Source organism: Corynebacterium faecium (assembly GCF_027257105.1).
Classification (GTDB): Bacteria; Actinomycetota; Actinomycetes; order Mycobacteriales; family Mycobacteriaceae; genus Corynebacterium; species Corynebacterium lehmanniae.
In genome coordinates this window covers 135,704-149,555 of record NZ_JAPYJX010000006.1, presented here as the reverse complement: position 1 = coordinate 149,555, position 13,852 = coordinate 135,704, and the positions used below count along the sequence as shown (strand labels likewise).

The 13,852-nt window shown below is 66.7% G+C and carries 12 protein-coding genes; 8 read left to right on the top strand and 4 right to left on the bottom strand.

Going from position 1 to position 13,852, the window contains the following annotated elements; translation table 11 throughout:
• Window positions 1-64 precede the first annotated feature (64 nt).
• From tig to O5O53_RS08190, 3 genes are all read left to right on the top strand, one after another.
• Window positions 65-1,420, top strand: a complete 1,356-nt coding sequence (gene tig / locus O5O53_RS08200; RefSeq protein ID WP_269511213.1) for a trigger factor — start codon at window positions 65-67, stop codon at window positions 1,418-1,420.
• A 387-nt stretch (window positions 1,421-1,807) separates the two neighbouring features.
• Entirely contained in the window at window positions 1,808-2,404 is a 597-nt protein-coding gene (locus O5O53_RS08195; RefSeq protein ID WP_181888944.1) for an ATP-dependent Clp protease proteolytic subunit, read from the top strand.
• 30 nt (window positions 2,405-2,434) lie between these two features.
• The gene (locus O5O53_RS08190) at window positions 2,435-3,055 is read left to right on the top strand and encodes an ATP-dependent Clp protease proteolytic subunit (protein ID WP_034998194.1); all 621 of its coding nucleotides are present in this window, start codon (window positions 2,435-2,437) and stop codon (window positions 3,053-3,055) included.
• A 64-nt stretch (window positions 3,056-3,119) separates the two neighbouring features.
• On the opposite strand, the gene O5O53_RS08185 is transcribed toward O5O53_RS08190, so the two are convergent.
• Together O5O53_RS08185 and O5O53_RS08180 are read right to left on the bottom strand one after the other, a co-directional pair.
• On the bottom strand, window positions 3,120-3,755 hold the full coding sequence (locus tag O5O53_RS08185) for a hypothetical protein (RefSeq protein ID WP_269511210.1): 636 nt from the start codon (window positions 3,753-3,755) through the stop codon (window positions 3,120-3,122).
• A gap of 50 nt (window positions 3,756-3,805) precedes the next feature.
• Window positions 3,806-4,567 (bottom strand): alpha/beta fold hydrolase, encoded by a 762-nt coding sequence (locus tag O5O53_RS08180; RefSeq protein WP_269511207.1) that lies wholly within the window; start codon window positions 4,565-4,567, stop codon window positions 3,806-3,808.
• 110 nt (window positions 4,568-4,677) lie between these two features.
• Here O5O53_RS08180 and clpX point away from each other — a divergent pair, with 110 nt between their 5' ends.
• Window positions 4,678-5,958 (top strand): ATP-dependent Clp protease ATP-binding subunit ClpX, encoded by a 1,281-nt coding sequence (gene clpX, locus O5O53_RS08175; RefSeq protein ID WP_269511204.1) that lies wholly within the window; start codon window positions 4,678-4,680, stop codon window positions 5,956-5,958.
• 10 nt (window positions 5,959-5,968) lie between these two features.
• Here clpX and O5O53_RS11755 read toward each other — a convergent pair whose 3' ends face one another.
• Window positions 5,969-6,706 carry a TetR/AcrR family transcriptional regulator gene (locus tag O5O53_RS11755; RefSeq protein ID WP_269511201.1) on the bottom strand — a complete coding sequence of 246 codons (738 nt, stop codon included), beginning with the start codon at window positions 6,704-6,706 and terminating at the stop codon, window positions 5,969-5,971.
• A 142-nt stretch (window positions 6,707-6,848) separates the two neighbouring features.
• On the opposite strand from O5O53_RS11755, the gene O5O53_RS08165 reads away from it, so the two are divergent.
• From O5O53_RS08165 to O5O53_RS08150, 4 genes are read left to right on the top strand one after another with little or no spacing between them, the layout of a single operon-like run.
• Complete coding sequence (locus O5O53_RS08165) at window positions 6,849-7,802, top strand: malate dehydrogenase (protein WP_269511197.1); 954 nt, start codon at window positions 6,849-6,851, stop codon at window positions 7,800-7,802.
• 22 nt (window positions 7,803-7,824) lie between these two features.
• Window positions 7,825-10,527: a valine--tRNA ligase gene (locus O5O53_RS08160; RefSeq protein ID WP_269511194.1), complete on the top strand. Its 2,703-nt coding sequence runs from the start codon at window positions 7,825-7,827 to the stop codon at window positions 10,525-10,527.
• Complete coding sequence (gene folC / locus O5O53_RS08155) at window positions 10,528-12,021, top strand: bifunctional tetrahydrofolate synthase/dihydrofolate synthase (RefSeq protein WP_269511192.1); 1,494 nt, start codon at window positions 10,528-10,530, stop codon at window positions 12,019-12,021.
• Window positions 12,018-12,443, top strand: coding sequence for a DUF4233 domain-containing protein (locus O5O53_RS08150; protein ID WP_269511189.1), 426 nt, complete (start codon window positions 12,018-12,020; stop codon window positions 12,441-12,443). Before folC ends, O5O53_RS08150 begins: the two co-directional genes overlap by 4 nt.
• Here O5O53_RS08150 and O5O53_RS08145 read toward each other — a convergent pair.
• Entirely contained in the window at window positions 12,440-13,849 is a 1,410-nt protein-coding gene (locus tag O5O53_RS08145; protein ID WP_269511186.1) for an AMP-binding protein, read from the bottom strand. The genes O5O53_RS08150 and O5O53_RS08145 overlap by 4 nt on opposite strands.
• Window positions 13,850-13,852 lie beyond the last annotated feature (3 nt).

The following is a 13,852-nucleotide window of genomic DNA, read 5'->3' as shown; positions in this document are numbered from 1 at the left end:
TTCGCGGGCCCGCCACATATAAACATCTGACAAACGTTGTTTCGATCTAGTACAGGAGAAATCCGTGAAGACTTCCGTCGACAAGCTCAGCGACACCCGCGTGAAGCTCAACGTCAGCGTGCCGTTCGACGAGCTGGGCAAGGAAATCGACCAGGCCTACAAGGCCATCGCCCAGCAGGTCAACATCCCGGGCTTCCGTCGTGGCAAGGCTCCGCGCCAGCTCATCGACGCTCGCTTCGGCCGCGGCCCGATCCTGGAGCAGGTCGTCAACGACATGCTGCCGACCCGCTACGAGCAGGCCCTGGCGGAAAACGAGATCAACCCGCTCGGCCAGCCGGAGATCGAGATCACCAAGATCGAGGACAACGACGTCGTCGAGTTCACCGCCGAGGTCGACGTGCGCCCGGAGATCGAGGTGCCGGACTTCTCCAAGATCTCCGTGAAGGTTCCGGAGCTCAAGCTTGACGACGAAGCAGTCGACGCCGAGCTGGACACCCTCCGTGAACGCTTTGGTGAGCTCAAGGACACCAAGCGCAAGCTGAAGACCGACGACTTCGCCATCATCGACCTCGAGGCCACCGTCGACGGCGAGAAGCTCGACGATGCTTCCGCCGAGGGCCTGACCTACCGCGTCGGCGCCGACGACCTGATGAAGGGCCTGGACACCGCGCTGCGCGGTCTGAAAACCGGCGAGGACGCAGAGTTCGAGTCCGAGATCCAGTACGGCGAGCACAAGGGCGAGAAGGCCACCGTGAAGGTCACCGTCCAGCAGACCAAGGAGCGCAAGCTGCCGGAGCTCGACGACGACTTCGCGCAGATGGCGTCCGAGTTCGACACCGTCGAGGAGCTGCGCAACTCCACCCGCGAGCAGGTTGAGGAGAACGCCAAGGCCAAGCAGGCCGCGGACATCCGCGACGAGGTGCTCAAGGTCGCCCTGGCAGAGTCCACGTTTGCCCTGCCGGAGTCCGTGGTGGACGAGCAGGTGCACAACCAGCTCCACCAGCTGCTGGGCCAGATGGCGCACGACGAGAACGCGTTCGCCCAGCTGCTCGAGGCGCAGGGCACGACCCGCGAGGAGTTTGACAAGCAGTCCCGCGAGCAGGCCGAAGAGTCCGTGCGCACCCAGCTGTTCCTCGACGCTGTGGCAGAGCAGGAGCAGCCGGAGGTCTCCCAGCAGGAGCTGACCGACCACATCCTGTTCACCGCGCAGTCCTACGGCATGGACCCGAACCAGTTCGTGGCCCAGCTGCAGCAGTCCGGCCAGATTGCCAACCTGTTCTCCGACGTGCGCCGCGGCAAGGCCCTGGCCATCGCCATCTCCCGCACCCAGGTCGAGGACGAGGCCGGCAACAAGGTTGACCCGAACGAGTACTTCGGCGAGATCGAGGAGGACGAGGCTGAGGAGTCCGAGGAGAACTAAGCCGTTCTCTTAGCGGCCGGGGCATGGTGTTGCCCCGGCCGCTTTTGTCATTCCTGCAGGATTGTTCACTCGGCCGGGCCGGTTTCGTGAACTTGTAGGCACTGGACGGGCAAATAGTTCACTTGGCCCAGGTCGCGCGTGACCCCGATGCAAGATGGTTCATCCGCCGGTGAACTATCCCGCACAACCACCCGCGCCAAGACGCTTCGCGGCAGAATCTGTCAGGCTGCCCCGATCGCCCCAGGTCGCCGCAAACGCCCGCCGTAATCTGTCAGGAACCCGCCCCAAACACCGACCCGTACGCCGGTAGCGAACAGGCTCGGAGTTACAGAATCACCCGAGTAGGGTAGTGGCGTTACCGGATGAACTAGCAAAGGAGCGTCTGTTATGACTTCCCCGACCCAAGGCATGAACCTGGGAGATTCCGTTTATGAGCGTCTCCTCCGGGAGCGCATTATTTTCCTGGGCCAGCAGGTGGACGACGAGATCGCCAATAAGCTCTGCGCCCAGATTCTGCTGCTGTCGGCGGAGGATCCGACGCGCGACATCAACCTCTACATCAACTCGCCGGGCGGCTCCGTCACCGCCGGTATGGCGATTTACGACACGATGAAGTACTCCCCGTGCGACATCGCCACCTACGGCATGGGCCTGGCGGCGTCGATGGGCCAGTTCCTGCTCTCGGGCGGCACGAAGGGCAAGCGTTACGCCCTGCCGCACGCGCGGATTATGATGCACCAGCCGTCCGCGGGCGTCGGCGGCACGGCAGCCGACATCGCTATTCAGGCGGAGCAGTTCGCGGAGACGAAGCGCGAGATGGCGCAGCTCATCGCGGAGCACACGGGCCAGACCTTTGAGCAGATCACGAAGGATTCGGACCGCGACCGCTGGTTCAACGCTATGCAGGCGAAGGAGTACGGCATCGTGGACCACGTCATTGAGAATGCGGCCCAGGCTGGCGAGCACTCCATCGGCGAGAACTAAGGCACACGAGGAATTAAGGAGACACCCACTATGACTTTCCAGATGCCCAACTCCCGCTACGTGCTGCCGCAGTTCCTGGAGGAAACGAGCTTCGGCACGAAGCAGATCGACCCGTACGGCAAGCTGTTCGAGGAGCGCATTGTCTTCCTGGGCACCCAGGTGGATGACACGTCGGCGAACGACATCATGGCGCAGCTTCTGGTGCTGGAGTCCCAGGACCCGGACCGCGACATCACCATGTACATCAACTCCCCGGGCGGCTCGTTCACCGCGCTGATGGCTATCTACGACACGATGCAGTACGTCCGCCCGGACGTGCAGACTGTCTGCCTGGGCCAGGCCGCGTCGGCAGCCGCGGTGATCCTCGCCGCTGGTGCGCCGGGCAAGCGCGCCGCGCTGCCGAACTCGCGCGTGCTGATCCACCAGCCGGCGACCCAGGGCACCCAGGGCCAGGTGTCCGACCTGGAGATTCAGGCCGCGGAGATCGAGCGCATGCGCCGCCTCATGGAGGACACGCTCGCGCACCACACGGGCCGCACGTCGGAGCAGGTCCGCATTGACACGGACCGCGACAAGATCCTCACCGCCTCCGAGGCTGTGGATTACGGGATCATCGACCAGGTCTTCGATTACCGCAAGCTCAACGGCTAAGCGCCCACAAAAAATGCGCCCGGTTCACTTCCGGGCGCATTTTGCTTTGCGACGAAACCTCCGGCTACTCCTCAGCCTCCCCGGACGCCGGGTCGCAGAATGCCACGGCGTTGCGGATGGCCTCCGGCGCGGTTTCGAAGTCCTCGCGAGCCCAGCAGATGCCGCCCTCGTCGGTGGTGACGGGGTCGACGGAGACCCAGCCCTGGCCCTGGGCGGCCCAGTAGTAGTCCTGGCCGTCGGAGGTGACGGTGCGGGCCCATTCGCGGTCGCAGAAGGTGCTGTACTCCTGGTTGCCGGAAGACGCGCCCTGGGTGGGCCATGCGCAGGTGGCGCCGGGGCGGTCGTCGACGATGGTTTCGCGCACCGGCTCCGGCTCGCGCGCTGCGTTGTCGGAGCCTGAGTTGTTGGAGCTGCGGGACTCCGAGCGCTTGGAGCTCGACTTCGTGGAGGTGCGCGTGGACGACTTGGACGACGAGCTCGACGAGGACTTCGTCGTGGTGGACGAGGAGGTGGTGGTCTCCTCTTCATCGTCGGCCTCGGTGGTCGTCGGGGTCGGGGTGGCGGTGGTGCTGGTCTGCGGGAAGTCCAGCATGGGTTCCGCCAGGGGCTCTACGTCCGCGCCGGAGTCCGAGCAACCGGCCAGCAGCGACGCGGCGAGGGCGGCTGCGGCGAAGGCAGAAAGTGTGCGGCTGCGATTCACGGATCGGTTCCTTTCGGGGCGCGGTGCTTTAACGTGTACAGGCTAGCGGATTAGTTTCCGAGGAACCGCGTTAGTGCGGTGTTGAATTCTTCCGGGTTCTCAATGGCCACTTGGTGGGCGGCCGGGTCCACCACCACTGACTGGGACGGGCCGGCCACGCCGGCGGCGATCTCGGCCAGCTTCTCGGGCGGGCAGGTCGGGTCGGAGGCACCCGCGATGGTGAGCACCGGGCAGGTGATCTTGCCCAGCTCGTCGGCGAAATCCCAGGTGGCAAGGGCGGCGCCGTTGTGGGCGTAGCCCTCGTCGTCGACGGAGTCGATCATGTCGGCCACGCGCTGCACCACCTCCGGGTGTTCCGCGCGGAAAGCTTCTGTGAACCAGTTGCCCATCAGGGTGGAGGTCAGGCCGGAGGTGCCGTCGTGAAGCGCGGTGTTGATCTTTTGCTCCCATGCCTCCTCGCCGCCGAGGAAGGTGGCGGTGGCGGCGAAGACGGCCTTGTCTACGCGGCCGCTGTTCGCGGCGAGCCACTGCGCGATCGCGCCGCCGAGGGAGACGCCGACGACGCAAAAGCGATCCACGCCGAGCTCGTCGAGTGCGGCGAGGACGTCGCGGCCGAGCGTGCCCACCTCCGTTGGGCGCTCGGCGGGCACGCCGGAGCCGCCGTGGCCGCGGTGGTCGACGGTGATCACGCGGTAGCCGGAAAGCGCGGGGATGACCTCGGACCAGGCGTCAGAGGTGGTGGCGATGGAGCTGAGCAGCACCACCGCTTCGCCGTCGGGGGTGCCGAATTCTTGCGTGTGAAGAAGCGTCATGGGCCCCATTTTCGCACGCGCGTGACAGTTGTGTCGGCGCGGCGGGTACGGTTTGACGCAAGCATTACACTCGGTGGGGATTGACCGAAGACGGGAGTAGATAGGCGCATATGGCAACTACGCACGACAGCGCGAACCTGCTCAAGTGCTCTTTCTGTGGGAAGAGCCAACAGCAGGTGCGCAAGCTCATCGCCGGCGGCGGCGTCTACATCTGCGACGAGTGCATCGAGCTGTGCAACGAGATCATCGAGGAAGAGCTCGCCGGCGCGCAGAACACGAAGGACGCGGACGACCCGGACCGCCTGCCGCGCCCGAGCGAGATCACGGCGTTTTTGGACGAGTACGTCATCGGACAGGACACCGCGAAGAAGACCCTGGCTGTGGCGGTGTACAACCACTACAAGCGCATCAAGGCCGAGACGTCCAACGTGTCCAGCCGCAAGCGCGACGAGGACGTGGAGATCGCCAAGTCCAACATCCTCCTGCTCGGCCCCACCGGCTCCGGCAAGACCTACCTGGCGCAAACGCTGGCGCGCATGCTCAACGTCCCGTTCGCCATCGCGGACGCCACCAGCCTCACCGAAGCCGGCTACGTCGGCGAAGACGTGGAGAACATCCTGCTGAAGCTTTTGCAGGCGGCGGATTTCGACGTCAACCGCGCCCAGCACGGCATCATCTACGTCGATGAGGTGGACAAGATCTCGCGAAAGTCCGAGAACCCGTCCATTACCCGCGACGTCTCCGGCGAGGGTGTGCAGCAGGCCCTGCTGAAGATTCTGGAGGGCACCACCGCGTCCGTGCCGCCGCAGGGCGGGCGCAAGCACCCGAACCAGGAGTTCATCCAGGTGGACACCACGAACATCCTGTTCATCGTGGCAGGTGCTTTCGCTGGCCTGGACAAGGTGGTCGCGGAGCGCGTGGGTAAGAAGGGCATCGGCTTCGGCGCGGAGATTGACTCGAAGGAGCAGCGCGACGAGGCGGACCTGCTGGCCCAGGTGCAGCCGGGCGATTTGGTCAAGTTCGGCCTGATCCCCGAGTTCATCGGCCGCCTGCCCATCCTCGCGCACGTGAACGACCTAGACCGTGATTCGATGAAGCGCGTGCTTACGGAGCCGAAGAACTCGCTGGTCAAGCAGTACCAGCGCCTGTTCGCCATGGACGGCGCGGAGCTGACCGTCACCGACGGGGCGCTCGGCGTGATCGCCGATAAGGCGGCGGAGCGCAAGACCGGCGCCCGCGGCCTGCGCGCGATCATGGAGGAGCTGCTCGTGCCCATCATGTACGAGCTGCCGGACCGCGAGAACGTCGCCGAGGTCGTCGTCGACGAGGCCGTGGCGCTCGGCACGGAGGAGCCGAAGTACATCGAGGCCGAAGAAAAGCAGTCTGCTTAGCGACGGGCCGTTAGACGATCCAGCCTTCGTCGCCGTAGATATCGAATAGCTCGTCCGGCTCCGCGTCCTCGGCGGGTGCCGGGGCGGCCTCCAGGTAGGACTCGTAGCCGGAGTACGAGATGTTGGAGGTCAAAAACGCCAGCACGGCGTCGATGACCATGCGGCGCATGCCGTCGACGTTGCGGCGGCTTTCCGCGTCCACGCCGAAGACGTGCTTGGCGGTGGCGGCGTTGCCGACACGGTAGAAGCACAGCGAAGAAATCAGGGCGAGCAGGTCAACTGCGGTGATGCCGGGGCGGAAGGCGCCGGCGTCCTGGCCGGCGAGGAGGAGCCGTTCGGCGTGCAGGCTCACCTCGCGCACGCCGGCGAGCATTGACGCGTCCTCCGCCTTAACTTCTGGGTCCAGGTTTTCGCGCAGCACCAGGCGCACGGCATCGGGGTTGTGCAAAAACGCGTGGTAGAGCGCGTCGACGAAGCGGCGCATGCCTTCCACCGGCACGGCGTGCGAGCGGTTGAGGATGTTCTCGGGCGGGGCCAGCTGCTCCAGCGCAAGGCGCAGCGCGACGGTGTAGAGGCCGCGCTTGTCGCCGAAGTGGTAGTGGATCATCCGCTTGGTCATGCCGGTTTTCTTGGCCAGGGATTCCATCTTCGCGCCCGAGTAGCCTTTGCGGGCGAACGCGACGAGGGCGGCGTGGACGACGGCGTCGGGGGATGGCGCCCCAGAGGTCGCGTCGGCACCGTCGGTCACGTCCGTCCCCTTTCACTCGAAATACCTCTCAATCGTGCACCAGATGTCCGCTCCCGGACGCATAGCGCTGAAATTCCGCCCCGGCCGGGGGTAAGTTACCGTGATGCAACACACAAGCCGCTTGAGTGAAGGAGCAAGACACATGGCAAAGATCGTGGTCACCGGCGCCGCCGGCAACATCGCGTACTCCCTACTGTGGCGCATCGCCGCTGGCAACGTCTACGGCGACGAGCCGGTGGATCTGACCCTGTTAGAAATCCCAGACGCGGTCCGCGCCGCCGAGGGCACCGCGATGGAGCTTTCGGATTCCGCGCTGCCGCTGGTGAACTCCATCGAGGTCACCGACGACGCAGTGAAGGCCTTCGACGGCGCCGAAGCCGCCTTCCTAGTGGGCGCGAAGCCGCGCGGCAAGGGTGAGTCCCGCTCGGACATGCTCGTCGCAAACGGCCAGATTTTCATCGGCCAGGGCAAGGCCATCAACAACGGCGCCGCCGACGGCATCCGCGTGCTGGTGGTGGGCAACCCGGCCAACACCAACGCCTACATCGCCTCCAAGGCCGCGCCCGACGTGCCCAAAGACCGCTTCAACGCGTTGATGCGCCTGGACCACAACCGGGCGCAATCGATGTTGGCGGACCGGCTGTCCGTGCCGTCGAGAAGCATTGAGCGCCTCGTGGTGTGGGGCAACCATTCGGACACGCAGTTCCCGGACGTCACCTACGCCACCGCGGGCGGCAACCCGGTTGAGGTGGACCGCGAGTGGTACACCGGCGAGTTCATCCCGCGGGTGGCCAAGCGCGGCGCCGAGATCATCGACGTGCGCGGCAAATCCTCGGCCGCCTCTGCGGCGTCGGCGTCCGTGGACCACATGCGCGACTGGGTCCAGGGCACCGGGGGGCGGTGGGCGACGGTGGCGTTGCCGTCGACAGGCGAATACGGCGTCGACGTTGGCCTCGTCTTCGGCTTCCCGGCCGTCAGCGACGGCAGCTGGCGTCTCGTCGAGGGGCTCGAGCTTTCCGACGACCAAAGGACCCGCATCAACGCCAACATCGAGGCCCTGCGGGAGGAAGCCGCCATCGCCGACAAGCTGTGTTAGGGCGCTGGTTAAGATAGGGCGCGTGACTCAGAACGATCTTGCGAACGACCTGCCCAAGTCGTGGGAACCCAGCGCCCACGAACGCGACCTGTACGAAGGTTGGGTAGACGCCGGTTATTTCACGGCGGACCCGGCCTCGGACAAGCCCGCGTACTCGATCGTGCTGCCGCCGCCGAACGTGACCGGCCAGCTGCACATGGGCCACGCCCTCGACCACACCCTGATGGATTCCCTGGTGCGCCGCAAGCGCATGCAGGGCTACGAGGTGCTGTGGCTGCCGGGCATGGACCACGCGGGCATCGCCACCCAGACCAAGGTGGAAGCCAAGCTCAAGGCGGAAGAGGGCAAGGACCGCTACGACTACGGGCGCGAGGAGTTCATCGAGCGCGTGTGGGAGTGGAAGGAGCAGTACGGCGGCACGATCACCACGCAGATGCGCGCCATCGGCGACTCGGTGGATTGGTCGCGGGAGCGCTTCACGCTTGACGACGGCCTGTCGCGCGCCGTGCAGACCATCTTCAAGCAGCTCTACGACCGGGGCTTGGTCTACCGCGACTACCGCTTGGTCAACTGGTCGCCGGTGCTGGAAACCGCTGTCTCCGACATCGAGGTGGTGTACAAGGACGTCGAGGGCGAGTTCGTCTCCATCCGCTACGGCTCGCTGAACGACGACGAGCCGCACCTGGTCGTGGCCACCACCCGTGTGGAAACAATGCTTGGCGACGTCGCGATCGCCGTCCACCCCGACGACGAGCGCTACGCCGACCTGATCGGCCAGGTGTTCCCGCACCCGCTGCGCGAGGACCTGCAAATTGAGGTCATCGCGGACGACTACGTGGACATGGAACTGGGCACGGGTGCCGTGAAGATCACCCCGGCGCACGACCCGAACGACTACGAGATGGGCCTGCGCCACAACCTGGACATGCCGATCATCATGGACGAGAAGGGGCGCATCGCCGATACCGGCACCCGTTTCGACGGCATGACGCGCGAAGACGCCCGCGTGGCCGTGCGCGAGGCGCTGGCGGAGCAGGGCCGCATTGTCAAGGAGGTGCGCCCGTACGTGCACTCCGTGGGCCACTCGGAGCGCTCCGGCGAGCCGATCGAGCCGCGGTTGTCCCTGCAGTGGTTTGTCAAGGTCGACGAGTTGGCGAAGATGTCCGGCGACGCGGTGCGCGAAGGCGACACCAAGATCCACCCGGAATCCATGGAGAAGCGCTACTTCGACTGGGTGGACAACATGCACGACTGGACCATCTCGCGCCAGCTGTGGTGGGGCCACCGCATCCCGATCTGGTACGGCCCGGAGGACGAAAACGGTGAGCGCGACGTGGTCTGCGTCGGCCCGGACGAGGAGCCGCCGGCAGGCTACGAGCAGGACCCGGACGTGCTGGACACCTGGTTCTCGTCCGCCCTGTGGCCGTTTTCCACCATGGGCTGGCCGGAAAAGACCCCGGAGCTGGAGAAGTTCTTCCCCACCACCGTGCTGGTCACCGCGTACGACATCCTGTTCTTCTGGGTGGCGCGCATGATGATGTTCGGCACCTTCGCCGGCCAGGAAACCCCCGAGATCCTGGGGGAGGGCGCTGAGGGCCGCCCCCAGATTCCGTTCGAGCACCTGTACCTGCACGGCCTGGTGCGCGACGAAAAGGGCCGCAAGATGTCCAAGTCCCTGGGCAACGGCATCGACCCGATGGACTGGGTCGAGCAGTACGGCGCGGACGCGCTGCGCTTCGCCCTGGCCCGCGGCGCGAACCCGGGCGTGGACCTGCCGATCGGCGACGACCACGCCACCGCCGCCCGCAACTTCGCCACCAAGCTGTTTAACGCCACCAAGTTCGCGCTGATGAACGGCGCGCACGTCGGCGAACTGCCGGCGCGCGAGGCGCTCACGGACGCGGACCGCTGGATCCTGGACCGCGCCGAGGAAGTGCGCGCCAAGGTGGACGCCTACCTGGACGACTACCAGTTTGCCAAGGCCAACGAGCTGCTCTACCACTTCGCGTGGGACGAGTTGTGCGACTGGTACCTGGAGATCGCCAAGACCCAGATCCCACGGGACGGCGAGAGCGAGCAGGGCGAGACCACCAAGGTCGTGCTCGGCCGCGTCCTCGACGTCGTGCTGCGCCTTTTGCACCCGACCATGCCGTTTGTCACCGAGGTGCTGTGGAAGGCGCTCACCGGCGAGGAAACCGTCACCATCGCGCCGTGGCCGACCGCGGACGACACCAACGGCGGCGCCGAGACCGACACGAAGGCCCGCACCCGCGTGGAGGACGCCATCAAGCTCATCACCGAGCTGCGCCGCTTCCGCTCCGACCAGGGTGTTAAGCCCTCTCAGAAGGTGCCGGCGCGCGTGGACTTCGCGTCCGCGGACCTGGCGGAGCTCGAAGACGTGGTCCGCCAGATTGCCAGGGTGGAGGAGCCGGGGGAGGACTTTAGCGCGTCGGCAAGCATTGAAATGCGCCTGAGCCAAGCCAACCTCGATGTCGCGCTGGACACCTCCGGCACCGTGGACGTCGCCGCGGAGCGCAAGCGCCTGGAAAAGGAGCTCGCCGCGGCGCAGAAGGAGCTGGACACCACCGGCGGCAAGCTCGCCAACGAGCAGTTCCTGGCCAACGCGCCGGAGCAGGTCGTGGAGAAGATCAAGGTCCGCCAGCAGGTCGCGCAGGAAGAGTTCGAGCGCGTCACCGCCCGCCTGGAACAGCTGCCGGAGGCCTAAGTGGCAGACAATGATTTCGAGCTGCCCGAACTTCCGGAGCAGTACGACATCCAGCAGACCGACACTGGCCTGACGCTCAACCTCGGCGCGCCGGGGGAGGGGCGCGAGGACGACGCGCTCGCCCCGCGCGGCGTGAGCGAGGAAGACCTCGTCGCGCTCGCGCAGGTGGAAGCGGAGCTCACCGCCCGCTGGCCGGAGACGGACATCGACCCGTCGCTGGAGCGCATCGAGCTGCTCATGGATTTCCTTGGCGAGCCGCAGAAGTCCTTCAAGGTCATCCACGTCGCCGGCACCAACGGCAAGACATCCACGGTGCGGATGGTGGAGTCGCTGCTGCGCTCGTTCGGCAACCGCGTGGGCCGCACGACGAGTCCGCACCTGCAGTCCGTCACCGAGCGCATCGGCATCGACGGCGAGCCGATCCACCCGGCGAATTTCGTGCGCATCTACCGCGAGATCGAGCCGTACATCCAGATGGTGGACGAGCGCACCGGTGTGCCCATGAGCTACTTCGAGGTCATGGTGGGCCTCGCGTTCGCGGCCTTTGCGGATGCGCCTGTCGACGTCGCCGTGGTCGAAGTCGGCATGGGCGGCACCTGGGACGCCACCAACGTCGTCGACGCGGACGTGGACGTGATCATGCCCGTCGGCCTGGATCACACCACCTACCTGGGCGACACCATCGCCGAAATCGCCGGCGAGAAGGCCGGGATCATCCGCAGCGCGGACGCCGTGGCCGTGATCGGCCAGCAGGAGCCGGACGCGATGCGCGTGATTCTGGAGCGCACGGTGGAAATCGGCGCGCCGGTGGCCCGCTTCGGCCAGGAGTTCGGCGTGGCCGCCTCCGAGGTGGCCGTGGGCGGGCAGACGCTCACGCTGAAGGGACTTTCCGGCGAGTACCCGGAGGTGTTCATCCCGCTGTCCGGGCCGCACCAGGCCCACAACGCCTCGGTGGCGCTGGCGGCGGTGGAGGCGTTCCTCGGCGCGTCGTCAGAACGCACGCTCGACGCGGACACCGTGCGCGAGGGCTTCGCCGCCACCACCTCGCCGGGACGCCTGGAGCGCGTGCGCGCCACCCCGACCACCTTCATCGACGCCACCCACAACCCCCATGGCGCGAAGGCGCTCGCGGCGGCGCTGGAGCGCGACTTCGACTTCACGCGCCTCATCGGCGTGCTGGGCATCTTGGGCGACAAGGACGCCCGGGGCATCATGGAGGCCCTCGAGCCCGTGCTCACCGAGGTGGTGATCACGCAGAACAGCTCCTCGCGCGCCACGGACGCCTACGAGCTGGCGGAAACCGCACGCGAGGTCTTCGGCGACGAGCGCGTGCACGTCGAGGAGCACCTGCCGTCCGCCTACGAACTCGCCGTGGAGCTGGCGGAGGAAGCGCTCGCCGAGGTGGGCGTGCAGTCCGGCTCCGGCGTGATCATCACCGGCTCGGTGGTCACCGCCGGCGAGGCCCGCGCCATGTTTGGAAAGGACCCGCAATGACACCCAAAAAGCAGCAGATGGGCCCGCTCGGCCCCGGCAAGGCGCCCGTCAAGGACCCGTTGTCGGGGCTGACCGGCGTGCTCGCCGGCACGCTGATCATGGAGGCCATCACGGTCCTGCTCATCCTCACCGTCATCCTGAAAGTCGACGGCGGCGAGCACTGGACCACCTTCAACTGGGTCTACGTCACCGTCATCGGGCTGGCGCATGTGGTCATGGCGTTCTTCCAGAAGAAGCCGGCGGCGCTGTGGATCGACCTGGCGCTGCAGATCCCGCTGATCTTCGGCTTCTTCATCCACTGGTCCGTCACGGCGGTGGGCATCATCTTCGGCATTGTCTGGTACTTCGTCATCCGCATGCGCTCCGAAATTGTCCAGCGCATGCGCGGCGGCTACCTCACCACCCAACACCTGGGCACTTAAAGGTCCTTGCGCAAAATCTTGCCGGCGGCGTTGCGGGGGATCGCCTCCACGAACGCCACGGCGCGCACCTTTTTGTAGGCGGTCACCCTAGCCGCCACCCACTCCATCACTTGGGTTTCGCTCAAGGGCCCTTGCTTTACGACGAAAGCCTTCGGCACGCCGCCGCGCTCGGCCACAGCCACATCATCGATCTGCGGGTGCGTGAGCATAAGCGCCTCGAGCTCGGCCGGGGCGATCTGGAACCCGTGGTACTTGAACACGTCCTTGGCGCGGTCCACGACCGTGACCGTGGCGTCCGGGTTCACCCGCGCGATGTCGCCGGTGCGCAGCCAGCCGTCCGCGATGGCGTTGCTGGTGGCCTTAGGGTTGTGGAGGTAGCCGCGCATGACCTGGGGGCCGCGGACGTGCAGCTCGCCGTCGTGGCCGTCGGGAAGCTCCGCGCCGGTGCCTAAGTCCACCACGCGGAATTCGGTGTTGGGGATGGCGAAGCCGATGGTGCCCGGGTTGGATCTGCCGGCGATGCCGACGTGGGTCACCGGCGAAGACTCCGTGGTGCCGTAGCCCTGGAGCATGACCGTGCCGAGGCGGTCCTCCACGCGGCGCGCCAGCGCCTCGTCCAAGGGGGCGGCGCCGCAGACCATGTGGGCGCAGGCGGCGAAATCGGCCGGGTCGACGGCAGGCGAGTTCGCCAGCGCCAGCGCGATCGGCGGGGCGATGAAGCTCAGCTCGATGGCGTGCTCGCGGTGGGCGCGGGCGAACTCGGCGAGGTCGAAGCGCGCGGCGGTGAACACGTGCCGGCCCGCGGCCAGCGAAGACAGCAGCAGCGTGTTCAGCCCGTAGATGTGGGAAAACGGCAGGGGAGCGGCCACGTGGGTGCCCGCGCCGATGCCGCTGGCGGCCAGCGCCGCGTTGAACTGCACCGCGTTGGCGGTAATCGAGCGATGCGTCAGCTCCACGCCCTTGGGCAGCCCGGTGGTGCCGGAGGAAAACGGGATGGCGGCCACCGAGTCAGGGTCCGCGGGCGCGAACGCGTCGGCGGGGCCGGGGGCGAGATCGTCCGGCTCGACGCGGTGGGTGGCGCCGGCGAGGGCAGACAACCGGGACGCTTCGGCGTCGATAAGCGAATGCCCGACAAGGCACGCCGCCGCACCCGTGCGCGAAACGGCGAGCAAGGCGACCGCGAAGTCGATCGAGTTGGGCAAGCGCAGCTCAACCACGCTGCCCGGGCCCACGCCGCGGTTGCGCAGGCGGGTGGCGGCGGCGTCGGCGAGCGCGCCCAGCTCGGCGTAGGAGACGGTGCGTCCGGTGTCGTACTCGGTGATGGCGGGCAGACCCGAGCGCGGGACCAGGCGGTCGAGCGCGGTATTTGGCAGCGCGACATCCGGCAGGGGAGAGCTGTGCACCATGGG

Coding starts and splice junctions, on each gene's coding strand:
- O5O53_RS08195 (WP_181888944.1), top strand. CDS start 1,808: ATGACTTCCCCGACCCAAGGCATGAACCTGGGAGATTCCGTTTATGAG.
- O5O53_RS08190 (WP_034998194.1), top strand. CDS start 2,435: ATGACTTTCCAGATGCCCAACTCCCGCTACGTGCTGCCGCAGTTCCTG.
- O5O53_RS08180 (WP_269511207.1), bottom strand. CDS start 4,567: ATGACGCTTCTTCACACGCAAGAATTCGGCACCCCCGACGGCGAAGCG.
- clpX (WP_269511204.1), top strand. CDS start 4,678: ATGGCAACTACGCACGACAGCGCGAACCTGCTCAAGTGCTCTTTCTGT.
- O5O53_RS08165 (WP_269511197.1), top strand. CDS start 6,849: ATGGCAAAGATCGTGGTCACCGGCGCCGCCGGCAACATCGCGTACTCC.
- O5O53_RS08150 (WP_269511189.1), top strand. CDS start 12,018: ATGACACCCAAAAAGCAGCAGATGGGCCCGCTCGGCCCCGGCAAGGCG.
- O5O53_RS08145 (WP_269511186.1), bottom strand. CDS start 13,849: ATGGTGCACAGCTCTCCCCTGCCGGATGTCGCGCTGCCAAATACCGCG.